At 72.8% G+C, this 21,791-nt stretch carries 19 protein-coding genes; 10 read left to right on the top strand and 9 right to left on the bottom strand.

Going from position 1 to position 21,791, the window contains the following annotated elements; genetic code table 11:
• Window positions 1-35: 35 nt before the first annotated feature.
• On the top strand, window positions 36-956 hold the full coding sequence (locus NDAS_RS02170; protein WP_013151481.1) for a penicillin-binding transpeptidase domain-containing protein: 921 nt from the start codon (window positions 36-38) through the stop codon (window positions 954-956).
• A 117-nt stretch (window positions 957-1,073) separates the two neighbouring features.
• Here the strand turns inward: NDAS_RS02170 and NDAS_RS02175 are convergent, their stop codons facing one another.
• Both NDAS_RS02175 and NDAS_RS02180 read right to left on the bottom strand, forming a co-directional pair.
• On the bottom strand, window positions 1,074-2,129 hold the full coding sequence (locus NDAS_RS02175; RefSeq protein WP_013151482.1) for a 3-deoxy-7-phosphoheptulonate synthase: 1,056 nt from the start codon (window positions 2,127-2,129) through the stop codon (window positions 1,074-1,076).
• 233 nt (window positions 2,130-2,362) lie between these two features.
• A complete protein-coding gene (locus NDAS_RS02180) occupies window positions 2,363-4,081 on the bottom strand; it encodes an AMP-binding protein (protein WP_013151483.1) in 1,719 nt (572 codons plus the stop codon).
• Between the two features lie 350 nt (window positions 4,082-4,431).
• Here NDAS_RS02180 and NDAS_RS02185 point away from each other — a divergent pair, with 350 nt between their 5' ends.
• Both NDAS_RS02185 and pip read left to right on the top strand, forming a co-directional pair.
• Window positions 4,432-5,313, top strand: a complete 882-nt coding sequence (locus tag NDAS_RS02185; protein ID WP_013151484.1) for a DUF4429 domain-containing protein — start codon at window positions 4,432-4,434, stop codon at window positions 5,311-5,313.
• Window positions 5,314-5,481: 168 nt separating this feature from the next.
• The gene (pip, locus tag NDAS_RS02190) at window positions 5,482-6,438 is read left to right on the top strand and encodes a prolyl aminopeptidase (RefSeq protein WP_013151485.1); all 957 of its coding nucleotides are present in this window, start codon (window positions 5,482-5,484) and stop codon (window positions 6,436-6,438) included.
• A gap of 206 nt (window positions 6,439-6,644) precedes the next feature.
• On the opposite strand, the gene NDAS_RS02195 is transcribed toward pip, so the two are convergent.
• Complete coding sequence (locus NDAS_RS02195; protein WP_013151486.1) at window positions 6,645-7,949, bottom strand: DUF4153 domain-containing protein; 1,305 nt, start codon at window positions 7,947-7,949, stop codon at window positions 6,645-6,647.
• Between the two features lie 1,537 nt (window positions 7,950-9,486).
• On the opposite strand from NDAS_RS02195, the gene NDAS_RS02200 reads away from it, so the two are divergent.
• Entirely contained in the window at window positions 9,487-9,678 is a 192-nt protein-coding gene (locus tag NDAS_RS02200) for a ferredoxin (protein ID WP_013151487.1), read from the top strand.
• On the opposite strand, the gene NDAS_RS02205 is transcribed toward NDAS_RS02200, so the two are convergent.
• Together NDAS_RS02205 and NDAS_RS02210 are read right to left on the bottom strand one after the other, a co-directional pair.
• Window positions 9,662-10,933 (bottom strand): NAD(P)/FAD-dependent oxidoreductase, encoded by a 1,272-nt coding sequence (locus NDAS_RS02205; RefSeq protein WP_013151488.1) that lies wholly within the window; start codon window positions 10,931-10,933, stop codon window positions 9,662-9,664. The two genes, NDAS_RS02200 and NDAS_RS02205, sit on opposite strands and share 17 nt — an antisense overlap.
• Window positions 10,934-10,975: 42 nt before the next feature.
• A complete protein-coding gene (locus NDAS_RS02210; protein ID WP_013151489.1) occupies window positions 10,976-11,938 on the bottom strand; it encodes an asparaginase in 963 nt (320 codons plus the stop codon).
• A gap of 302 nt (window positions 11,939-12,240) precedes the next feature.
• On the opposite strand from NDAS_RS02210, the gene NDAS_RS02215 reads away from it, so the two are divergent.
• A complete protein-coding gene (locus NDAS_RS02215) occupies window positions 12,241-13,260 on the top strand; it encodes a 3'-5' exonuclease (RefSeq protein WP_013151490.1) in 1,020 nt (339 codons plus the stop codon).
• On the opposite strand, the gene NDAS_RS02220 is transcribed toward NDAS_RS02215, so the two are convergent.
• From NDAS_RS02220 to NDAS_RS02230, 3 genes are all read right to left on the bottom strand, one after another.
• Window positions 13,241-13,504, bottom strand: coding sequence for a hypothetical protein (locus NDAS_RS02220; protein WP_013151491.1), 264 nt, complete (start codon window positions 13,502-13,504; stop codon window positions 13,241-13,243). The genes NDAS_RS02215 and NDAS_RS02220 overlap by 20 nt on opposite strands.
• A 154-nt stretch (window positions 13,505-13,658) precedes the next feature.
• On the bottom strand, window positions 13,659-14,318 hold the full coding sequence (locus NDAS_RS02225; RefSeq protein ID WP_013151492.1) for a TetR/AcrR family transcriptional regulator: 660 nt from the start codon (window positions 14,316-14,318) through the stop codon (window positions 13,659-13,661).
• A 192-nt stretch (window positions 14,319-14,510) separates the two neighbouring features.
• On the bottom strand, window positions 14,511-15,392 hold the full coding sequence (locus NDAS_RS02230) for an alpha/beta fold hydrolase (protein WP_013151493.1): 882 nt from the start codon (window positions 15,390-15,392) through the stop codon (window positions 14,511-14,513).
• Window positions 15,393-15,499: 107 nt separating this feature from the next.
• On the opposite strand from NDAS_RS02230, the gene NDAS_RS02235 reads away from it, so the two are divergent.
• A complete protein-coding gene (locus NDAS_RS02235; protein WP_013151494.1) occupies window positions 15,500-16,003 on the top strand; it encodes a CGNR zinc finger domain-containing protein in 504 nt (167 codons plus the stop codon).
• 18 nt (window positions 16,004-16,021) lie between these two features.
• On the opposite strand, the gene NDAS_RS02240 is transcribed toward NDAS_RS02235, so the two are convergent.
• Window positions 16,022-16,729: a biliverdin-producing heme oxygenase gene (locus NDAS_RS02240; RefSeq protein WP_013151495.1), complete on the bottom strand. Its 708-nt coding sequence runs from the start codon at window positions 16,727-16,729 to the stop codon at window positions 16,022-16,024.
• 589 nt (window positions 16,730-17,318) lie between these two features.
• On the opposite strand from NDAS_RS02240, the gene NDAS_RS02245 reads away from it, so the two are divergent.
• The 4 genes from NDAS_RS02245 to NDAS_RS02260 all read left to right on the top strand — a co-directional run bounded on the left by NDAS_RS02245 (window position 17,319) and on the right by NDAS_RS02260 (window position 21,782).
• The gene (locus NDAS_RS02245) at window positions 17,319-18,584 is read left to right on the top strand and encodes a PP2C family protein-serine/threonine phosphatase (protein WP_013151496.1); all 1,266 of its coding nucleotides are present in this window, start codon (window positions 17,319-17,321) and stop codon (window positions 18,582-18,584) included.
• Between the two features lie 26 nt (window positions 18,585-18,610).
• Window positions 18,611-20,536, top strand: coding sequence for a sensor histidine kinase (locus NDAS_RS02250; RefSeq protein WP_013151497.1), 1,926 nt, complete (start codon window positions 18,611-18,613; stop codon window positions 20,534-20,536).
• A 28-nt stretch (window positions 20,537-20,564) separates the two neighbouring features.
• The gene (locus tag NDAS_RS02255; protein ID WP_013151498.1) at window positions 20,565-20,999 is read left to right on the top strand and encodes a response regulator; all 435 of its coding nucleotides are present in this window, start codon (window positions 20,565-20,567) and stop codon (window positions 20,997-20,999) included.
• 255 nt (window positions 21,000-21,254) lie between these two features.
• Entirely contained in the window at window positions 21,255-21,782 is a 528-nt protein-coding gene (locus NDAS_RS02260) for a low molecular weight protein-tyrosine-phosphatase (RefSeq protein WP_026337862.1), read from the top strand.
• Window positions 21,783-21,791: the final 9 nt, after the last annotated feature.

The raw sequence follows: 21,791 nt of genomic DNA on the forward strand, positions 1-21,791 counted from the left end.
CGTGTGCGGAGAGTACCGACCGGGGAGGGAGACGGATGCGAACCGACACCGGGAGGACGGCGCGCTCGCTCGCGGCCGGATGCGTCCTGTCCCTGGCCGCGGGCACGGGGTGCGCCGGGGCCGTGGACGGACCGCGGGAGCCGGACGGGCACGCCCGGGAGGGGGCGGAGGCCGGGCCCCCGCCCCTGACGCGGGGCGACGTGGCCGCCGTCGAGCGCGAGGCCCTGGAAGCGGTGTTCGCCGACGCGGGTGTGGAGGGCACCTTCGTGCTCCACGACGTGATGGAGCGGGAGGCGACCGTGGTGGGTCCGGAGCGGGCCCGCGAGCGCGCGGTCCCCGCGTCCACCTTCGACCTCGTCAGCACACTGGTGGGGCTCCAGACGGGCGCGGTCGGGGACGTGGACGAGGTGGTGCCCCACGGGGGCGGATCCCGGTCCGCCGACCGGCGGGAGCGGGACACGGCCCCGCGCGAGGCCCTGCCCGACTCGAACGTCCCCGTCTACCAGGAGGTGGCCCGCCGGGTCGGGCACGGGCCGATGGCGGCCTGGGTGGACCGGCTGGACTACGGCAACCGTTCGGTGGGCGACGCGAACGCGCTGGACCGCTTCTGGCTGGAGGGGCCGCTGGAGATCTCCGCGATGGAGCAGACCGCCTTCCTGGCCAGGCTGGCCCGCGACGAACTGCCCGTGGACGACGCGCACCAGGAGGCGGTGCGCGCACTCGCCCTCCTGGAGGAGGGCGACGGCTACGCCCTCCACGCCAAGGCCGGGCGGGGCCGGGAGGCCGACCCCGCGCCGGGCTGGTGGGTCGGCTGGGTCGAGCGCGGCGAGGACCTGTACACGTTCGCGCTGCGCGTCGAACCGGAGGGGGACGAGGACGCCGAGCTGGGCGAGTCCCTGGGACGGGAGATGCTCGTGGAGCTGGAGGTCCTGCCCGAGGAGGGGCGCACCGCCTGAGCGCCGCGGGGCCCGCGACGCGCGTCGGCCCGACGCCGTCACGGGAGCGGGCCGACGCGCGCAGGAGAGTCCGTTCCTGGACGGGCCTCAGCGAAGCGGAGGTCCCAAGACCACCCGCTAGGCCTTGCGGCGCTGGCGCACGGCCTCGGCCAGCTGGGTCAGCACCTCGCCGGTGGTCTCCCAGCCCATGCACTTGTCGGTGATCGACTGGCCGTAGGTCAGGGCGGCGGGGTCGCCCAGCTTCTGGGCCCCCTCGACGATGAAGCTCTCCAGCATCACGCCGATGACGCCCGTCTGGCCCTCGGCGACCTGGGCGGCGATCGCGGCGGCCACACCGGGCTGGCGGGTGTGGTCCTTGCCGCTGTTGGCGTGGCTGGCGTCGATCATCAGGCGGCGGGGCAGCCCGGCGCCCTCGATGACGTCCAGGGCGGCGTTGACCTGCCCGGCGCCGAAGTTGGGACCGCTGCGGCCGCCGCGCAGGATGACGTGGCAGTCCGGGTTGCCCTCGGTGACGACCACCGAACCGGCGCCGGTGGGGTCGATACCGAAGAAGGTGTGCGAGGCGGCGGCGGCGCCGACCGCGTCCACGGCCACCTGGACGTCGCCGTCGGTGCCGTTCTTGAAGCCCACGGGCGTGCTCAGGCCGCTGCTCAGCTGGCGGTGCACCTGGCTCTCGGTGGTGCGCGCCCCGATCGCGCCCCAGGAGACGACGTCGGCGATGTACTGCGGGGTGATGGGGTCGAGGAACTCGGTCCCGGCGGGCAGCCCGAGCGCGTTGATGTCCAGCAGCAGCTTGCGCGCGGTGCGCAGGCCCCGGTGCACGTCGTAGGTGTCGTCCAGGCCGGGGTCGTTGATCAGGCCCTTCCAGCCGACGGTGGTACGCGGCTTCTCGAAGTACACGCGCATCACGACGCACAGCTCGTCGCGCAGGGAGGGCACCAGCTCCTTCAGGCGGCGGGCGTAGTCCATGGCGGACTCGGGGTCGTGCACCGAGCAGGGGCCCACGACGACCAGCAGGCGGTCGTCCTCTCCGTCCAGCACCCGCTTGACCTCGGCGCGGGACTCCTCGACCAGGGCGCTGCGCTCGGCGCCCAGCGGGAGCTCGGCCAGCAGGTCCCGGGGCGCGATGAGCGGCTTGTAACTGGCCACCCGGGTGTCGTTGGTGCTCGGCATGGTGTTCCCCTCGGGTCCCGTCTGTCGTGTTTTCCGCTGTCGCCACGAAAACCGTCTTATGAAAACAGTAGCGCGGACGGTTCGGCGCTCCGCTGCCGCGTCGGCCGGCACGGTTCGCGTGACAGAAAACACCACACCGGTTTCGGGTGCCGAAAAGCGTCTCATTGCGTGAGACGGAATTCTCCCGGTTCCCGCGGCCATTTCCGTCGGGGGCGGCTCCGGAGCCCGGTCGGTCACCGCTCCAACCCCGGGAGGTCCTCCTCCCAGTACTCGCGCGGGTTGCGCGCGCCGTCGGCGACCGTGCCGCGCTCGGCCTCGGCCCGACGCAGCTGCACGCGACGGATCTTACCGGAGACGGTCTTGGGCAGCTCACCGAACTCCAGGCGGCGAACCCTCTGGTGCGGTGACAGGCGCTCGCGCGCGTGGGCCAGGATCGACCGCGCGGTCTCGGCGTCGGGGGCCACCCCCTCGGCCAGGGCCACGTACGCCTTGGCCACCGCCAGCCGCAGCGGGTCGGGGGAGGGAACGACGGCCGCCTCGACCACGTATTCGTGCTCGACCAGAACGCTTTCGAGTTCGAATGGTGAGATGCGGTAATCTGAGGCCTTGAACACATCGTCGGATCGACCGATATAGGTAATGTAACCGTTCGAATCCCGGCTGGCGATGTCACCGGTGCGGTAGCGGTCCCCGCGGACCACCTCGCGGCTGAGGCCGGGGTTGTCGGCGTAGCCTTTCATCACCCCCACCGGCTCCCGGGCCAGGTCCACGCAGATCTGCCCGGTGTCGGCGGGCTCGTCGGTGGCCGGGTCCGTCAGCACCACGTCGTAGCCCGGCATCTCCCGCCCCATCGACCCGCGCACCACGCGCTGACCGGGGCCGTTGCCCAGCAGTACGGTCGTCTCGGTCTGCCCGAACCCGTCGCGCACGGTCACGCCCCATGCCTCGCGCACGCGGTCCACCACCTCGGGGTTGAGCGGCTCCCCGGCGGCCACCGCCTCGCGCAGCCCCACGTCCCACGCGGCGGGGTCGGCCTGCGCCAGAGTCCGCCACACCGTCGGCGGCGCGCACAGCGTGTCCACCCCGCAGCGCACGATCGCGTCCAGCAGCCCCGCCGCGTCGAAGCGCTCCTGGTTGACGACCAGCACCGTCGCCTCGGCGTTCCACGGCGCGAACACGCTGCCGTAGGCGTGCTTGGCCCACCCCGGCTCGGACACGTTGAGGTGGACGTCGCCCGGCCGCACACCCAGCCAGTACATGGTCGACAGGTGCCCCACCGGGTACGAGCGCTGGGTGTGCACGACCAGCTTGGGCAGGGTGGCGGTGCCGGAGGTGAAGTACAGCAGCAGGGGGTCGTCGGGGTGGGTGGTGTGCGGGGGGTGGAAGTCCAGACCGGCGTGCTCGGAGTCGGCGTAGTTCAGCCACCCCTCCATGTAGCCCGTGCAGATCCGCGTCCAGTGCCCCCGCAGCGGGGCGAACTTCTCGGTCTCGGCGGCCGAGCACACCACGTGCGCGATCTCGCCGCGCTCCAGCCGGTCCAGCAGGTCGCCCTCGGACAGGGAGGTGGGGGTGGGGCAGACCACGGCGCCGAGCTTGGTCGCGGCGAGCAGGGTCTCCCACAGCTCCACCTGGTTGCCCAGCATCAGCAGGATCCGGTCGCCCGGGTGCACGCCCTGGTTGTTCAGCCAGTTGGCCACCTGGGCGGAGCGCTCCGACATCCGCCGGTAGGTGTACCTGGCCTGGCCGCCGTCCTCCTCCACGATCCACAGCGCCGTCCGGTCCGGACGGCGCCCGGCCACCTCGTCGAAGTAGTCCAGCGCCCAGTTGAACCGGTCCGACCGGGGCCAGGTGAACTCCCGGTGCGCCCTCCCCTGGTCCTCGCGCAGGTCCAGGAGCAGGTCCCGGGCGGCGCGGAACTCGGCCGCGCCCGCGGCTGCCGTCTCTCTCGACATGTGGCGACCTCCGGTTCGTGGACAGGGCGCCGACCGCACTGTCCGCCGGTCCCGCCCGGGCTGGGCGGTGCAACGGGTGTGCCCCGCTGGTCCTACCCGGGATGCGCCGCCGTGACGCTTGGGGCCCGTGGTCCGGACGGGCCCTTGACCTCGGGTGACGGTTCGGGCGTCCGGACGGGGAGGCGCCGGACGTGGCGTGCGTCGGTGGCGGTGGGCGGCGCGCGTGCGGTGGGGCGGAGGCACGGGAGAGCACAACCCCGTCCGCAGTCGGGCGCCCGGCGCCGCGGGCCGGGACGGTGACCGCATGCGGCCCCGCGGGGCGGGTTCCGCTGGCTCTAGGATGTGTGGACATGGAGGAACTTCGCGGACACCACGGAACCTGGCGGATCGACGACGAGACGATCCGTGTCCGCTTCGACTCCGGCCGCAAGGTGCCCGCCCTGTTCCGGTCGCTGGGGAGCTGCTCGGTTCCGCTGGCCGCCGTCCGCGAGGTCGACTTCGACCGGGGCACCCGCAAGCACGGGTGGCGGCTGCGGCTGCGGCTGGTGGAGGGCGGCGACCCCTACGCGCTCCTGGGCGTCCCCGGCCGGGACGCGCTCACCCCGCTGCTGATCACCGGCCCGCACGACGGAGAACTCCTCGCCGAGTACTACTCCGAGCAGATCGCCTCCTCGGCCCGCTTCGCCCGCGAGACCCTGACCGGGGAACTCGACCCGCGCGAGGTCGCCCGGGGACTGGTGGCCCGGCCCCCGCTCCAGGTCCGCACCGCCGAGGGCACGGCCTCCTTCGACGGCACCCGCGTGCGCCTCCAGTGGGACAACTGGCTGGCCAGCACGGCCAAGCAGAAGGAGAAGGCCCGCGACTACCAGCTCTCCGAGATCGAGACCGCCCACTGGCACCCGCCGGTCGACGTCACCGAGGGCTACCTGCGCATCGTGCTGCGCGGGGTGACCATCCCCGAGGCCACGGCGCTGGACCACGACTTCTTCACGCTCGCCTCGCACGGGACCAAGGGCAGCGAGGAGACCCTGCTGATGGCCGCCACCGTCAACGCCCACGTCGCGGCGGCCGAGGACCCCCGGCAGGAGCGCGCCGCGCTCGGAGCGGCGGACGACGACGGCAGCGAGGCGGTCTTCGCCAAGATCCGCGAACTCGGGCGGCTGCACGCCGAGGGCCTGCTCACCGACGACGAGTTCAGCGCCAAGAAGGCCGAGCTGCTCGACCGCCTCTGACGGCGTCCCGTGCGTGTTCGCGCCCGGTGGACACCCGGGACGCCGTACCCTCTCCTCGTCGTTCTCCGTCAGGCGTCCGCCGGACACCTCCGTCCGCGGCGCCCGACTCCGCCGGGGTCCCCGGGGAGGAACCACGTCCACGAACACGTCCACGAAAGGCCCCACGCTTTGCGTACCTTGTACCCGCCCATCGAGCCGTACGACTCGGGGATGCTCGACGTCGGCGACGGACACCGCGTCTACTGGGAGCTGTGCGGCAACCCCGCGGGCAAGCCCGTGGTGTTCCTGCACGGTGGCCCCGGCGGCGGATGCGTGCCCGACCACCGCAGGCTCTTCGACCCGGAGCGGTACCGGATCCTGCTGTTCGACCAGCGCAACTGCGGCCGCTCCACCCCGCACGCCAGCCAGATGGACACCGACCTGTCCACCAACACCACCTGGACGCTGGTGCAGGACATGGAGCGGCTGCGCGAGATGATCGGCGCGGAGTCCTGGCAGGTCTTCGGCGGGTCCTGGGGCAGCTGCCTGGCGCTGGCCTACGCCCAGCGCCACCCCGACCGCGTCAGCGAGCTGGTCGTGCGCGGCATCTTCACCCTGCGCGAGAGCGAGCTGCGCTGGTTCTACCAGGAGGGCGCCTCCCAGCTCTTCCCGGACCTGTGGGAGTCCTACCTGGCGCCCATCCCCGAGGAGGAGCGCGGCGACCTCATCGCCGCCTACGCGCGCCGCCTGAACTCGCCCGACCGTGAGGAGCGCCTGGCCGCCGCGCGCTCGTGGAGCGTGTGGGAGGGGTCCACGGTCACCCTGCTGCCCAACCACGAGCTGCGCGAGCACCACGCGGACGAGGACTACGCGCTGGCCTTCGCGCGGATCGAGAACCACTACTTCGTCAACCGCGGGTTCCTGGAGCCCGACCAGCTCATCGACGGGGCGGAGGCGATCCGGCACATCCCCGGCGTGATCGTGCAGGGCCGCTACGACGTGTGCACCCCGGCCCGCACCGCCTACGACCTGCACAAGGCGTGGCCGGAAGCGGAATTCCACATCGTGGACGACGCCGGGCACGCGTTCAGCGAGCCGGGCATCCTGGACCACCTGATCGAGGCGACCGACCGCTTCGCGAAGTAGGCGGTCCGGCCCCGGGGCGGGAGGGCTGCCCCGGGTCCGCGGGCGGGACGCGGGGGTGGAGTCCCCGTGCTCCTGCGCGCCCCTGAGCCCCGAGCGCCCCGACCGGTCCGGCCGGGGCGCGAACGCGGCCGGGGCCGTGCGCGGGAGGGACCGCGCGAGGCGTCCGCCGGGAGCGGGACGGTGGGGACGTGCGCCCGCCGCCCTCCCTAGTAGCCGCGCTCGTAGGAGCAGCTCATCCCGGCCTGGCCGCCGATCTCGAACAGGCCCAGTTCGTCCAGCTGCTGGAGGCCCCGGTGGCGGGACAGGTTCCACGACGCGAACCCGGCGTCGTCGGCCTCCTCCACGAGGTCCTGGAACCCCACCAGGGCGCAGTCGCGTTCGTCGCCCTCCAGTTCGAGCAGACCGGGGATCGCGTCGGCGGACAGGTCGCGCAGGTACCAGGTGTCGATCGTGGACAGGTCCAGGTCCCGGTGGCTCTCGGCGATCCGCAGGTCCGGGTTGCCGTAGGCGAACACGGCCAGTGCCGTTCCGGCCAGGGCCGCCGTGACCCGGGGCAGCCAGGCCGCCGAACGGCCCAGGGTGTCGAGCGCGCCCGCCACGAGCAGCAGGCCGAACACCCCCGCGCTCCACACGATCCACGCCTCGGCGCTGGCCCGCATCCGGGTCAGCCCGTAGGTGTCGATGTACAGCTGCAGGCGCAGCATCGCCGAGGCCAGGATGACCAGGGTGAGCGTGCACAGCAGCCCGAGCAGGACGTTGCGCAGGACACGGGTGGTGCTGGAGGGCAGGATGCGTACGACCACCGCGATGACGCACAGGACGAGCAGGCTGACCACGACCAGCTGGAAGAAGCCCTGGCGCGCGTACTCGGCGTAGGTGACCCCGGCGACGCGCTGGACGTACTCGTCGCCGCCGAACATCGCGACGGCCTGCACCGCGAGGAAGGCGGTGAACAGGAGGACCAGGGCGCCGAGCGGGATCGTCCACACCCACACCGGCAGGGGAGTCCGCTCGGGGGAGGGGTTCACGGGAGTGGCGCGGGGGGCGTGCCTCGGCGCGTGGCGGCGGCGCGCGGCCAGCACGGCGGAGCCGGTGAGCAGCATAGCCGTCACCATGGCGAACAGGTCGCCGAACGGGTTGAGGTCGCCCTCCCGGAACAGGTTGGTGAACATCCGGCCCAGGTAGCTGCCGAACACCGGGTCGGCGAAGGCGAAGAGCACGCCGAAGACGAGCAGCAGCCCGACGGTGGCCACCGTGGTGACCAGGACCGGCCCGACCAGGCGGCGGGATCGCGAGCTCTGCAGCGGAGCGGCCAGGAACCGCGGTGTGGAGGGCAGGTTGCGCAACAGGGCGAGCGAGCCGGTGACGACGCCCGCCGCGCCCTGGCGGGAGGCGGGGTTGCGCGCGGCGAAGGCCATGGAAGCGAAGAGGAAGGACGCGGTCAGGGTCCACAGGAGCACCCAGCCCGCGTCCCGGAACACCGCCGTGAACAACAGGGCGGCGGCGAGCACGCCGTAGACCGCCGACCAGGTGTGGGAGTAGCGGTCAGGTGTGGGTTCGGGGTCAGGGGCAGCAGAGGAGTGAGGAGCAGAGAGGCGGGGGGCAGAGGCCGCTGGGGTGTGCGGGGCCGCGGGGTGGGAGGAGGTCTGAGGGGTGGGGGCGGTCTGAGGACCGGAGGCGGATGGGGAGGCGGTGGCAGTGGTGTGTGGGACTGCGGGGCGGGCGAGAGGTTGAGGTGAGGGCGTGACGGCTGGAGCGGCCCCGGCGGCCTCAGCGGTAGCGGTTTCGCCAGCACCGGTGGAGGCGGTATTGGTGGCCTCGCCAGCCTCGCCAGCCTCGCCAGCCTCGCCAGCCTCGCCAGCCTCGCCAGCCTCGCCAGCCTCGCCAGCCTCGCCAGCCTTGGTGATGCCGGTGGCACCGGTGGCCTCTTCGCTTCCAGGCGTACGTGTTCCGCTGCTGTCGGATTCACCGGCCTCCGTGGCCTCCGGCGCCCCTTCCATCTCGGCCGAGGGATCGGCCCCGCAATCCGCACGGGTCTCTGCGGCCCCAGAAGCCGGATCTCCGGTCTCAGGGGAGACCCCGGCGTGCTCCGCGTCCGCTGCGGCTACGGAGGAGTTCCCGGGGCGCGGTTGTCCGTCGTCCTTGGCGGGGACGCTCCGGGCGGTCGGATCGGGGACACCCGAACCCCCGGCCACGGGGGTCCGCGTGCTCCCAGCGGTGCCAGAAGAGCTCCCGGGCCCCGGTTCCCCGTTTCGTTCCTCCTCGTCCTCCATACCGCTCTCGGGGATGGCCGGGCGCACCATCAGCGCGGCGAAAGCGGTCAGACCCGCGACCACACCGGTGATGACCAGGCCGATCCCGGGCCGGTCGAACGTGGCCAGCAGCGCGGCCACCACGCCGACGCCGAGCACGGCGACCGGCAGCCACGCGGGTGCACGGGGCAGGGGCACCCGCGGCCGCTCCCGGTACCGGTAGGCCGGGTCGTGGTACGTCTGCTGGTAGTGCTGCGCGTAGGACAGGTGCGCGAACGTCGTGCCGTACTGCTGCGGTTCCCGGTGGGCGCTCCGCGGCCTTGCCTGCCCCACCTGTCCCGGGTGTTCCGTCTGGTCTGGAGGGACCGGATGCCTCTCCTGCTCCGGCGGGCCCGGCCGTCCTGAGACTTCCGACGGACTTAGTCGCCCCGTCCGTAACGGTGGATCCACCCGCCCCGGTTGCCCCTCCCGCTCCACCTGCTCCGCTGGACCCGGTGGCACGGGGGTCCCTTCCGGTCCCGGCACGGGGGCGGCCTCCGCCGCCGACCTACGGTTCTCGGGATTCCCGGTGGTCTCGTCCTCGCTCACCCGTGTGCCCCTTTCCCGACGGCACCGGACGGCCCGGTGCTGTCGGCAGTGGGACAGCGTGTACGCACTGGTGGTTCACACAACATCCGCTTTATGGACAAAAGCGAAGTTATGGACGTGCGCCGGTGCGCCCGTCCGAGCCGTACAGCACGGCCGTCCCGGCTAGAGTCGGGGATCACACCCCTTCCGCGCGAGGAGTCCAGCGACGATGCGAGTCGAGGTCGACTACGACCAGTGCGAGAGCAACGCCCTGTGCATGGCCGCCGCACCGGAGGTCTTCGAGGTCCGCGACGACGACTTCCTCTACCTGCTCACCGAGGAACCCGCCGCCGCGTCCCGCGAACGCGTCCGCCAGGCCGAACGCATGTGCCCCAAGAGGGCCATCACCGTGCGGGAGTGACCCCCGCGGCCGCCAACGCCTCGTCCCACGTCGTCGGCTTCTCCAGCAGACCCCGGTAGCGCATGGTCTTGGGCGTGGAGCGCAGCCCCAGCACACCGGTGAGCATTCCGCCCCGGCCCAGGAAGGCCACGAACTTTCGGTCCTCCGGGGAGCCGTGCACGAAGGCGACCTGATCGGCGGGCGCGCCCTGGCCCAGCAGCTGGACCTTCATCCTGTATTGGTCGGACCAGAAGTAGGGCACCGGCGTGAAGGGCGTGCGCCCGCCGTCGCCCGCCAACAGGTTGTGCGCCGCGGCCTCGCCCTGCTCGCCCGCGTTGGTCCAGTGCTCCAGGCGGATCCGCCCGCCGTAGCGCGGGTGCGGCCAGTTCGCCAGGTCGCCGACCGCGTACACGTTCGGCACCGAGGTCGCGGAGTACTCGTCGCACGCCACCGAGCCGTCGGCCAGCAGCTCCACCCCGGACCCGCGCAGCCACTCGGTGTTCAGGTGCACGCCGATCCCGGCGACCACGAGGGAGGCCTCCACCGCCGAGCCGTCGGCGAGCCGGACCCGCTCCACCCGGCCCCGGCCCTCGAAACCGGCCACGCCCACGCCCAGGCGCACGTCGACGCCGTTCTCCCGGTGCAGCTCCGTGAGGACCTCGCCGATCCTCGGGTCCACGACCCGGGTCAGCGGTGTGGGCGCCGCCTCCACCAGGGTCACGTCCATGCCCACCGCTCGGGCGCTGGCCGCCACCTCGGCGCCGACGAAACCGGCCCCGACCACCACCAGCCGACCACCGGAGTCGAACTCCGACCGCACCGCCTCGGCGTCGTCCAGGGTGCGCAGCACGTACACGCCCGCCAGGTCGGTGGCGGGGCGGCGCGCCCGCGCGCCCGTGGCGATCACCAGGCCGTCGTAGCGCACCGTCGAGGCGGCGCCGCCCGGACCGGACACGCTCACCTCACGGGCGGCGGTGTCCAGCCCCACGGCCCGGCTGCCCGGACGGAAGTCCAGGTCCAGCGCGTCCACGGCCTCGTCCTCGCGCAGACGCAGCGCCCGGTGGCCCACCAGCCAGCCCGGGCCGCCGCCCGGGGGCTCCATACCCACCCCGGTCAGGACCTCCTTGGACAGCGGAGGCCGCGAGTAGGGCCGGTGCGCCTCCTCGCCCAGGAGCGTCAGCCGCCCCTCGTACCCGCGTTCGCGCAGCGCCTCGGCCGTGTGCAGCCCGGCCATCCCCGCTCCGACGACGACGATGTCGTTGAGGGTGTCCCGCACGGTGGTGTCCCTTCCGGTGGTGGTTCCCGAGGTCGGGGTCGGTCAGAGCGGGCGGACCTCGCCGACGGGGGCGCCACCTCCGAGGACGTCCACGCGCAGCCGGTCCTGGACGGGGGAGACGTCCACACCGAGGGTCCGCAGCGCGTCGAGTGCGACCAGCGTACGCGCCCGCTCCTCGGCGTCCCCGTCGCTGATCTTGACGGCGACGGTCTCGCCGGTGGCGGCGCTGAGCACCAGCACCCCGTCGGCTCCGCCCTTGGCCACCAGGCCGGGCATACGCCTCATGAGGTCGGTGTCGATCCGGTCGCTGCCCGCCACGTACAGCGGGTGGGCGCTCATCGCCTCGACCACGGCCCGTTCAGGACCGCCCTCGGGGGCGGTGCGCATGCGCCACAGACCGCGGGCCAGACCGGTCAGGGAGACCGCCATCTGGGGCGCCCCGCAGCCGTCCACGGCGGTGTGCGCGACCGGCTCCTCGCACAGCTCCTCGATGGTCTCGCGGACCAGGACCTGGAAGGGGTGCTCTGCTTCCAGGTAGTCCCCGGTGCTCCACCCCCGGGCGACGCAGGCGGCGAGCATGCCCGCGTGCTTGCCCGAGCAGTTCATCAGCACGCGCTCGGGCTCGCGTCCGGCGCGCACGAACGCGGCGCGCGCCTCCCTGCCGCCGGGGGCGGCCGGGGGACAGCCCAGGGCGTCGGCGGTGAGCCCGGCCGCGGCCAGGATGCGCTCGGTCTCGGCGGTGTGCGCCTCCTCACCGGAGTGGCTGCCCGCGGCGATGGCCAGCGAGGGCCCCTCCAGGCGCGCGCCCGCCCGCAGCATCGCCAGCGCCTGGAAGGGCTTGGCCGAGGAGCGCGGGAACATGGGCTGGTGCACGGGGCCGCGCGCGTAGGCGATCCGGCCGTCCGCGGCCAGTCCGACGACCGCGCCGTAGTGGACGCTCTCCAGCATTCCGGACCGGACGACCTGTGCCAGGGGGACGTACTCGGGCAGCGGGCTCTGGGGCATGCGGGCTTCTCCTCGCCGTTGAGGTCGGGGCAGGGTGCGCGTGGAGTGTCCTCCTGTGGGTGGACACGACTGAGAACGTTACATAACCCCCCTTTCTTCCGGTCGCCCCGCGGTCGCGGAACCGGCCCGACCGCAGACGCCTCGCGGTCCGGGGGCTGACCGGAGCGGTCGGCCCCCCGCCGCCGGGAGGGGCCCGCCACGTGCGCGGGGTCCGCTGTCGGACGCGGGGAGTAAGGTCGTTGCCGGTACGCGGCGAGGTGGGACGGCCGTTCGACACGAGGTACGAGGGAGTGGGTCACACGATGGGAACGCTGCGGATGGGCGCGCTGACCCGGCGCAGGGTCGGCATGCGGGCGGCGGACCTGGAGTACGCGGTGCTCGACATGGAGACCACCGGCCTCGAACCGCGCGAGGGCGCGCGCATCGTGGAGATCGCCGTGGTGCGCGTGCGCGGCGACGGCAAGTTCGTGGAGGAGTTCAGCACTCTGATCGACCCGCGCGCGCCGGTGGGCGGCCGGGAGTTCCACGGCATCGGCGAGGGCGACACGGTGGGCGCCCCGACCGCGGCCCAGGTGGTGCCCAGACTCACCGAACTGCTCTCCGGGGCGGTCGTGGTCGGCCACAACCTCGACTTCGAACAGCGCTTCCTGGCCTCGGAACTGGTGCCCGCCGGGCTTCCCACGGGCCAGGCCGGGCTGTGCACGCTGCGCGCGCTGCGCTCCCAGGTGGAGCTGGAGCGGTACTCGCTGCCCAAGGCCTCCCACCGGCTCAGCGGCGACTGGCCGACCGGACAGCACACCGCGCTGGGAGACGCCCGTGCCTGCGCCAAGCTGCTCGCGGAGATGCTCACCAACGCCCCCGGCGAACTGCGCTACGGCGGTCCCGCGCCCAAGCGGCTCACGGTGCCGGACCCGGTTCCCGGCCCGGTCGGCGCTGCGGGGCCCGTCCGCTGGAAGCCGCGCACGTCCTCGGTGCCCGGCGGACTGCCCCCGTTGAGCCCCTGGCAGGCGCGGTGGCGGCCCCACGAGCTGGACCCGCTGCTGTGCGGCGGGGCCTTCGGCGCCACGGACCGCGCCATCGCGGAGATGGCCGCGCACCGGGACACCCGCTTCCGCGAGCGGCTGGCCGCGGCCGCCGCGGTGACGGGCGGGCTCGCGGCCACCGCCGCGGGCGGCCTGCTGCTGCGCATGGCCGGCGGCGGGGGCACGCGCGACCTCGGTTACCCGGCCGGACGCGGCGACGGCTCCCCGGAACGGCTGCTCGGCCGGATCGGCCGGTCCGTGCTCAGGGACCGGCCGGGGTTCACAGACCGGACAGGGTGAGGAAGAACGCCACGATCAGCGCGCTTCCGCCGAATGTGGTGAGCAGCGCCTTGCCCGGTTCGGTGAGCCGGGCCGACACCAGTCTCACGCGGGGGCGCACCATCTCCGGGCTCCGCGCGGCGGCCACGGAGCCGCCGCGGCCGGGGCGGGGCGCCGGGATCCGCCCGGGGACGTAGCTGGGGACCTTGTTGAACATGGCGACCGCCACCAGGACGGCGCCGAGGAGGATCAGTACGAGGGACACGTCGGAGAGGGCCTCACACTCGGTCGAAGGGGCGCCCGCCCCGAGGGGCGGGCGGGGTCACCGATTCTGACCGATGTCGCCGTACCGTTGCGACTTGATATCGCCTCGCCAACGTTGTGGCGCAGGTTATGGGCCAGCCCTTATGACTGCGTGTTTACGAGTCACCACTCCGGGTGTTCTTCGTGGCGGTTTGCGGAAGAACGGTGTCCACGGTTTCGGTCGCCACGCCGAGGGCGCGGAGTACGAACCGTGTGACCAGGGCGTGGGTCTCGTCGAGGTCGATCTCCCCGCTGACGAGGGGCAGGCGCTGGGAGCCGACCATCGACAGGGCCAGCCGGGAGACGGGCTCGGCGGGCAGGGGATCGAACTCGCCCGCGGCGGTGCCCTCCTCCAGGATCTCGGTCAGCAGGCGCTGCATGGGCGCCACGTGGGCGGCGAGCGCCTGGTAGGCGTCCGGGCCGAGGCTGGCCCCGAGTTCGGCGGCGGGCGGGTGCGGATGCGCCATGATGCCCTCCAACTGGAGGCGGACGAACGCCGAGAGCCGCCGCGCCGCCGAGACGCCCGAGGGGAGTTCGCGCCTGTACCGCTCGACGAACGCGCTGTTGACCTGCTCGGTGAAGGCCAGGAGCAGCGCGGGCTTGTCGGGGAAGTAGTTGTACAGGGCGGTACGGGTGATCCCCGCGGAGTTGGCCACGTCGGTCATGGAGATGCGGTCGATCCCCTGGGTCCGGATCAGCTCGTCGACGGCGTCCATGATGCGATCCCGTGTGCGGGCACGGTGGGCGGCGATGGTCGGCGCCGTGATCTTGGGCATCCTCCTATGGTGTCACGCCCGGGGGCGGACCGTGGCGGTCTTCGGTGACCGTGCGCGACGGTGGTGGCAGGGCGGCCGGGAGGGCCGGAGCGGGTCCGGGCACGCTCCGGAACGACCGGGCCCCGCCGGGGCGGGGCCCGGCGGGCGGTCGGCGGCGCGCCCGCCCGGCCACCGGTTCCGCCCGCGCGGGCGTCATCCCCGGGGCGCCGTCAGCGTACGGGTCAGGAAGTCCCGGATGCGCTCGGCGGTGCCGTCCAGGTGGCTCTCCAGCAGGAAGTGGCCGCCTCCGGGCACCAGGCGGATCTCGGCGTCCGGCAGGTCGCGGGCGAAGGCGCGCGCGCCGTCGGGGCCGAAGATGCGGTCCTCGGCTCCCCACACGGCCAGGAGCGGGACGCGGCTCTCCCGGAAGTACGCGTGCACCCGCGGGTAGAGGGGCGGGTTGGTGGCGTAGTCGCGCAGGAGGGCGAGCTGGACGAGGTCGTTGCCGGGGCGGCTGATGTCGCGGTGGTCGGCCGTCCAGGTGTCGGGATCGACCAGTTCGGGGCGGTCCACCCCGTGCAGGTACTGCCAGCGGACCGCGTCCAGGTCGAGGGCGGTGCGGACCGCCGGTTCCGTCGCGGGCCCCGGATCCTTCGCGTAGGCCCACACGGGCGCCCAGAACTCGGGGACGAAGCCGTCCTCGTAGGCGTTGCCGTTCTGGGTGACCACCGCGGTGACCGCCTCCGGGGCGCGCAGCGCGAGCCGCCACCCGACGGGAGCGCCGTAGTCCTGCACGTACATGGCGTAGCTGGTGACGCCGAGCCCGGCCAGGAGCGCCTCCGTGACGTCGGTGAGCGCGTCGAACGTGTACGCGAACGCGTCGGCGGGTGGAGCGTCGGAGTGGCCGAAGCCGAGGTGGTCGGGGGCGATGACGCGGAACCGGTCGGCCAGCCGCGGGATCAGTCGGCGGAACATGCGCGAGCTGGTGGGGAACCCGTGCAGGAGCACCAGGGCGGGCGCGTCGCGGGGCCCGGCCTCCCGGTAGAAGACGCGGTGTCCGCGCACGGTGGCGTACTGGTGGCGGATCTCCGTCATGACTAACCCTCCAGGGCAACTTTGATGGTTATCTCTGCCACCAGTGGAGCGGATGCGGGGTAACCTGTCAAGTCGATGAAGAGGGTTAGTTCGGGAGGTGGGTGGACATGGTCGACGAGGAGGCGCTGCTCGAAGCGCTGAACAGCACCCCGGTGGTGGACGGCCGACGGCGGGACCTGTGGGCCGACGACGCCGCGCCGCGGCGGTGGGCGCGCGAGCACGGCGGTTCCGATGACGCGGCGGCGATCGACTGGCTGCGGACGGCGAGGGACGTGCTCCAGGCCGCCACGCGCGGACCCGTGCCCGAGGCGCGGATGCGGGGGATGCTCGCCGGGGTAACCCGGGTTCCCGACATCGACGGGGCGGACCTGCGGTGGACTCTCCGGGCGCCGCCCGAGCGGACGCTCGCGGTGGAACTGGTGCTCGCCTGGTACGACGTCCAGGAGCGCAGGCCCGGGCGGCTGCGCCCCTGCGGCAACGACGAGTGCCGCCTCTTCCTCCTCGACCGCAGCCGCGCCAACACCGCCCGCTGGTGCTCGATGAGGACCTGCGGCAACCGCCTGAAGGCCCGCCGCCACCAGGAGCGCGCCCGCCGGGCCCCGGAGGCCTGACGGGCGCGCGGTCGGGGCTCAGGCGGCGTCGGCGTCCGCCCCGGTCCCCGGCGCGTACATCCGGCCCAGGTCGGCGAACACCTCGGTGTTGAGCTGGTAGGCCAGCCGGGTCTCGGCCACCAGGCGGGCGGCCGCGGCCTCATCCAGGGCCAGGGAGTCGAGCCGCTCCCGGTACCCGGCGCGGAAGCGGGGCAGGCTGCCCAGCGCGTCGAAGACGTAGAAGGAGACGCCGGCCGCGTCGGTCAGGCCGTAGGCGCTGGCGGCCACGCGGCGGATGAACTGCCCGCCGGACACGTCGCCCATGTAGCGGGTGTAGTGGTGCGCGACGAACCCCTCGGGGTGGTCGGCCATCTGCTCGATGCGCGCCGCGTAGGTGCGGGTGGCCGGGGTGGGGGCGATCCTGTCGCGCCAGTCGGCGCCGAGCAGGTGCTCCAGGTCGCGGACCAGCGCGGGGACCCGCTCCAGTTCCGGGTAGTGGAACCTTCCGGCGACGGGGTCGTCCGCCAGGCGCCGGCCGGTCTCCTCCAGCGCGACGTAGGCGAAGTAGTGCTGGGCGACCATGCCGGTGTACCCGTCCAGGGGGAGCGTGCCGTCCATGAGGGCCCGGGTGAAACCGTGGTCCTCGGCGGCCTGGTGGTCGCTCCAGGTCGCCGCGCGCAGGCGTTCGGAGAAGGTCCCGGGGGTGTCGGGGGCGGTCGTCGCGGGAACCTCGGCCGTTGCGCTCATCGGTGCTCTTCCGCCTTCCGTCCGGCACGTTTATGACATCATGTCATTTAGACGGAGGCCGCTGTCAAGGGGGATATGACACCCTGTCATGAAAATCTGCCGGCGTGCCGAGGGGTGCCGGGCCCGTCTCCCCCTCCGCCTCCGGGCCCGCCGCCCGGGCTCCCTCCCGGAGGCCGCCGCACCGCTTCCGTGCGCGTCTCCCGCAGGGGCGCCGACCTCTCCGGAGGGGCCTCGGGTACGCTCGAAGAAATCCAGCGCGTGTCCCCCGTCACACCCTGCATGTGCTCGTGCATGGGCGCATGCTCGTTCCGTCCGCACGTCGGGGCGGAGCGTCAGCGGGTTCCCACCGCGGGCCAACAGGCCCTCACACAGGGAGAACAGGGCTGTGATCCCGGTCTCCGGCGTCGGATGTGTCTCGTCACGGCCGCTGGTCAACAGGTCACCGGGGCGATTATCGTTTGGGTGTCGTGCGGTCCGGACCGCCGGGAGAACCCGGGGCGCCCCCCGGGGTCACACGGCGCGACACGGCACCCACGAACCGGCAGACCAAGGGCGATGAGTGGATACCAGGAGAACAGGGCACGATCCCGTGACGGTGATCGGCGGGGAGGCGGCACGGGCCGCCTCCGCCAACGACGCTGCCCCGCACGACGGGGCCTTCCTGGGCGACGACACCGTCCCGAACGAGCGGGTGGAGGCTGCTGTCGAACCGGTTGACGTCCTACTCATAGAAGACGACCCCGGGGACGCCTTCCTCGCCGAGGAACTGCTCGACGAGACGGCCCTGCCCACGCACATCACCTGGGTCCCCACGCTCGCCGAGGCGCGCCGGCACCTGGAGGGCTTCCGGGGCTGCGTGCTGCTCGACCTCAACCTCCCCGACGCCCACGGGCTGGACCTGCTCCGCGAGGTCCTGGAGGGCGCACCCGAGGCCGCCGTCGTCGTCCTCACCGGACTCGACGACGAGCACGAGGGCGTCGCCGCCGTGGCCGCGGGCGCCCAGGACTACCTCGTCAAGGGCCAGGTCGACGGCTCCCTGCTCGGCCGCAGCCTGCGCTACTCCCTGGAGCGCCGCCGCGCCGACGAGAACGCCCGCCAGCTGCGCGAGGCCCGCATGAGCGCCCGCGAGAACATGCGCCTCGAACGCGGACTCCTGCCCCAGGTCCTGCTCCAACGCTCGCCCCTGGAGCACCTGGCCTACTACCGCCCCGGCCGCAAACGCGCCCTGGTCGGCGGGGACTTCTACGACGCGGTCGAAAAGGACGGCACCACCCACGTCATCATCGGCGACGTCAGCGGGCACGGCCCCGACGAGGCCGCGCTCGGAGTCAGCCTGCGCATCGCCTGGCGCGCCCTCATCATGGGCGGCGTCGATGAGGACAAGGTGCTGACCAGCCTGGAGGACATCCTGGTCACCGAGCGGGCCCAGGAGGAGATGTACGCCACCCTGTGCATGGCCAGCCTGGACACCGGCGACGACCGGGTCAGGCTCCGCGTCCTGGGCCACCCGCCGCCCATGGTCCTGCGCGGCGGCGCCGTCGAGGAGACCCGCGTCACCCCGCAGCCTCCCCTGGGCGTCTTCCCCGTCGAGCAGACCGACACCGACACGGTCGTGCTCCCCACCGGGGCGACCATGCTCTTCTACACCGACGGCCTCGTGGACGCCTACGACGGCGCCCCGCCCGCCCGCCTGGAGGTCGCGGGCCTGCGCCGGATGGTCTCCGGCGTGCTGGAACGGGGCACCTCCCTGGCCGGGCTGCCCGAACGCCTGGTGGACGAGGCCGAGCGCAGCAACGGCGGACCGCTCCAGGACGACGTGGCGATGCTGCTCATCACCCACGGAGAGCCCGAGTGACACCGGCGACCGGAGAGGGGACGGCCATGGAGACCGAGGGATCCGGGCCCGCCCCGGACACCGGCGTGCACGGCGCGGCCTCGACCGGCGGCACGCACTTCGTCAACGGCACCAACCGCGAGGGGAAGCGCTCGGCCCACCAGTCGTGGAGCCTGCGGCGGCGCGTCACGAGCCTGCTGGCCGTGGTCGCCGTCGTCCTGGTCGTGGCGGTGTCCGTCATCACCCTGGCGGCGTTCCAGGCCCGCGAGTCCCTGGCGCTCCAGGTCGACTCCCTGACACCCGCCGTGAGCGCGGTCGAGCAGACGCACTCGGCCTACCTCACCCAGGACCACGCCCTGCGCGGCTACATCCTCACCCAGGACCGCGAGTTCCTCCAGCCCTACGTCGAGAGCCAGCTGACGCTGACGGAGAACCAGGCCGTCCTGGCCCAGCTGGCCGAGGACAACCCCGAGGTGGCCACCAACGTCGACGACCTGCTCACCGCGGGCCGGGTGTGGACCGAGGAGTTCGCCGAGCCCGCCTTGGAGCGGGTCAGCGGCGGCCAGGAGGTCACCCAGGAGGAGCTGCGGCGCGGCCGGGTCCTCTTCCTGGAGCTCAGCCGGATCAGCGACGCCACCACCAGCCAGCTGGAGGCGGAGATCAAGGAGGCCCGCGAGGGCCTGACCCTGGCCACCCAGCAGGTCGTGGCCCTGCTGGTCCTGGTCGGCCTGGTCGTGGTGTTCCTGTCGGTGTTCCTGTGGGTGATGCTCCAGCAGTGGGTTCTGCGCCCCCTGGAGGAACTCGCCGGGCACATGCGCCAAGTGTCGGAGGGCTACTACGCCCACCGGATCTCCCTGCACGGCCCGCCCGAGATCGTCCGGCTCGGCCAGGACGTGGACGCCATGCGCGAGCGCATCGTGCAGGACCTGGACGAGGTCGCCTCCGCGCGGCGCAAGCTCCAGGAGCAGTCCGTCCTCATGGAGAACCAGACCGAGGAACTGCGCCGCTCCAACCTGGAGCTGGAGCAGTTCGCCTACGTCGCCTCCCACGACCTCCAGGAGCCGCTGCGCAAGGTGGCGAGCTTCTGCCAGCTGCTCCAGCGCCGCTACCAGGGGCAGCTGGACGAGCGCGCCGACGCCTACATCGACTTCGCGGTCGAGGGCGCCAAGCGCATGCAGACCCTCATCAACGATCTACTGGCCTTCTCCCGGGTCGGCCGGGTCAGGAACTTCGCGCCGGTCGCCCTCGACGACGCGCTGGACGACGCCCTGAGCAGCCTGTCCACCCGTCTGGAGGAGGCCGACGCCGAGGTCACCCGGGACCCGTTGCCGACCGTGCAGGGCGACCGCACCCTCCTGACCCAGGTGTTCTTCAACCTCGTGGGCAACGCCGTGAAGTTCCGCGGCGAGGAGGACCCCCGGGTCCACATCAGCGTCGAACGGCGCGGTGACGAGTGGGTGTTCTGCTGCTCCGACAACGGGATCGGAATCGAACCGCAGTACGCGGAGCGCATCTTCGTGATCTTCCAGCGGTTGCATACCAGGGACAAGTACACGGGAACCGGCATCGGCCTGGCGATGTGCAAGAAGATCGTGGAGTTCCACGGGGGACGGATCTGGCTGGAAACCGGCTCCCGGGACCCCGGGGAATCCGAAACCTCAGGTGACCGGGACTCTGGTCGAACCGGAACGCGCATATGCTGGTCCTTGCCCGCCGACCCCGCGGAGGACGAGGACCCGGCCCCCGACAGGGGAACCGCCGAGCCCCTCGCCGTCGATAACGGGGACGAGGGCACCGAGGACGCCGAGACCACCCCCGAGGACTCGGCTCCGACGGCCGCACGACAGCCCACGGGTACGGACAACCCTGGGGAGGACGGCGCCGAACCGGGCGACAGGCCCGGCGGCGTCCGCTCCGCCCAGCCCGACACCGGTGGCGGTACGGTTCCCCCCGGTCACGGGGCGGGACCCTGAGCAGGGGTCTGGAAGCTTGAGCGAGGTCATGTTGGTGCATCCCATCGAGGTGCTGCTGGTCGAGGACGACCCCGGCGACGTCCTGATGACCAGGGAGGCGTTCGAGGAACACAAGCTGGGCAACCGCCTGCACGTGGTCTCCGACGGTGTCGAGGCGCTGCGCTTCCTGCGCCGCGAGGAGGAGTTCGCCGACGCGCCCCGTCCCCACCTGATCCTGCTCGACCTCAACCTGCCCCGCAAGGACGGCAGGGAGGTGCTGGAGGAGGTCAAGAACGACGAGGACCTCGCGCACATCCCCGTCGTGGTGCTCACCACCTCGGAGGCGGAGGAGGACGTGCTGCGCAGCTACCGCCTGCACGCCAACGCCTACGTCCCCAAGCCGGTGGACTTCGACCAGTTCATACGGGTGGTCCGGCAGATCGACGACTTCTTCGTCAGCGTGGTGCGCCTGCCCAAGGGGTAGGCGGCGCGCCCGTCCCACGGGAGGGCCGCGGCAGCGCCAGAGACCCGCGCGGGGACCGGCGGGGGAGGCCCGCGCGGTCGGCCCTCCGCGGGGTTTTCCGCAGCCGCGCACGGGGACTACCGCGGTGTGTCCGCCCGCGGTTCCATGGATATAGGGGGCCACCCACCCCTCCCGCTTCGCGCTGCCCCGCCCGGCCCGGCGAACGCGCGGGAGCCACAACACGTGGCCGCAGCGGTTTTTCGTTACGGTAAGGGCATGAGCTTGCCGGAACCGCGTGACCCCGCTGGTCCCTACCGCGTCAGTGTGGTGTGCCTGGGCAACATCTGCCGCTCGCCCATGGCGGAGAAGATCCTCGCCGCCGACCTCGAACGCGCCGGGATGAGCGACCTCGTGGCGGTGGACAGCTTCGGCACGGGCGACTGGCACGTGGGCGGCGGCATGGACCCGCGCGCGGCCTCCACCCTGCGCGTGCACGGATACCTCACCAGTCACACCGCCCGCCAGTTCGCCCACGAGGTCCTCGCCGACCGGGACCTCGTCCTCGCCATGGACCTGGACAACGTCGACGAGATCCGGCGCATCGTCGACGAGTACGGTGAGGAGTACGGGTTCGACATGTCGCGGGTCCGCCTCTTCCGCTCCTTCGCGCCCGGCACCGGACCCAACCCGGAGGTCCCCGACCCCTACTACGGAGGCGACGACGGGTTCACCGCCGTACTCAACATGGTGGAGTCCGCGGCCAAGGGCCTCACCGGCGAACTCGTCACCCGGTTGAGGCGGTAGCGCGGGTGA

The organism is Nocardiopsis dassonvillei subsp. dassonvillei DSM 43111 (assembly GCF_000092985.1).
Classification (GTDB): domain Bacteria; phylum Actinomycetota; class Actinomycetes; order Streptosporangiales; family Streptosporangiaceae; genus Nocardiopsis; species Nocardiopsis dassonvillei.

What these genes read in the sequence shown, in the direction of transcription:
- NDAS_RS02180 (WP_013151483.1), bottom strand. Translation starts at nt 4,081, where the DNA reads ATGTCGAGAGAGACGGCAGCCGCGGGCGCGGCCGAGTTCCGCGCCGCC.
- NDAS_RS02170 (WP_013151481.1), top strand. Translation starts at nt 36, where the DNA reads ATGCGAACCGACACCGGGAGGACGGCGCGCTCGCTCGCGGCCGGATGC.
- NDAS_RS02250 (WP_013151497.1), top strand. Translation starts at nt 18,611, where the DNA reads ATGGAGACCGAGGGATCCGGGCCCGCCCCGGACACCGGCGTGCACGGC.
- NDAS_RS02260 (WP_026337862.1), top strand. Translation starts at nt 21,255, where the DNA reads ATGAGCTTGCCGGAACCGCGTGACCCCGCTGGTCCCTACCGCGTCAGT.
- NDAS_RS02235 (WP_013151494.1), top strand. Translation starts at nt 15,500, where the DNA reads ATGGTCGACGAGGAGGCGCTGCTCGAAGCGCTGAACAGCACCCCGGTG.
- NDAS_RS02175 (WP_013151482.1), bottom strand. Translation starts at nt 2,129, where the DNA reads ATGCCGAGCACCAACGACACCCGGGTGGCCAGTTACAAGCCGCTCATC.
- NDAS_RS02215 (WP_013151490.1), top strand. Translation starts at nt 12,241, where the DNA reads ATGGGAACGCTGCGGATGGGCGCGCTGACCCGGCGCAGGGTCGGCATG.
- NDAS_RS02240 (WP_013151495.1), bottom strand. Translation starts at nt 16,729, where the DNA reads ATGAGCGCAACGGCCGAGGTTCCCGCGACGACCGCCCCCGACACCCCC.
- NDAS_RS02225 (WP_013151492.1), bottom strand. Translation starts at nt 14,318, where the DNA reads ATGCCCAAGATCACGGCGCCGACCATCGCCGCCCACCGTGCCCGCACA.
- NDAS_RS02230 (WP_013151493.1), bottom strand. Translation starts at nt 15,392, where the DNA reads ATGACGGAGATCCGCCACCAGTACGCCACCGTGCGCGGACACCGCGTC.
- NDAS_RS02210 (WP_013151489.1), bottom strand. Translation starts at nt 11,938, where the DNA reads ATGCCCCAGAGCCCGCTGCCCGAGTACGTCCCCCTGGCACAGGTCGTC.
- NDAS_RS02200 (WP_013151487.1), top strand. Translation starts at nt 9,487, where the DNA reads ATGCGAGTCGAGGTCGACTACGACCAGTGCGAGAGCAACGCCCTGTGC.
- NDAS_RS02185 (WP_013151484.1), top strand. Translation starts at nt 4,432, where the DNA reads ATGGAGGAACTTCGCGGACACCACGGAACCTGGCGGATCGACGACGAG.
- NDAS_RS02255 (WP_013151498.1), top strand. Translation starts at nt 20,565, where the DNA reads ATGTTGGTGCATCCCATCGAGGTGCTGCTGGTCGAGGACGACCCCGGC.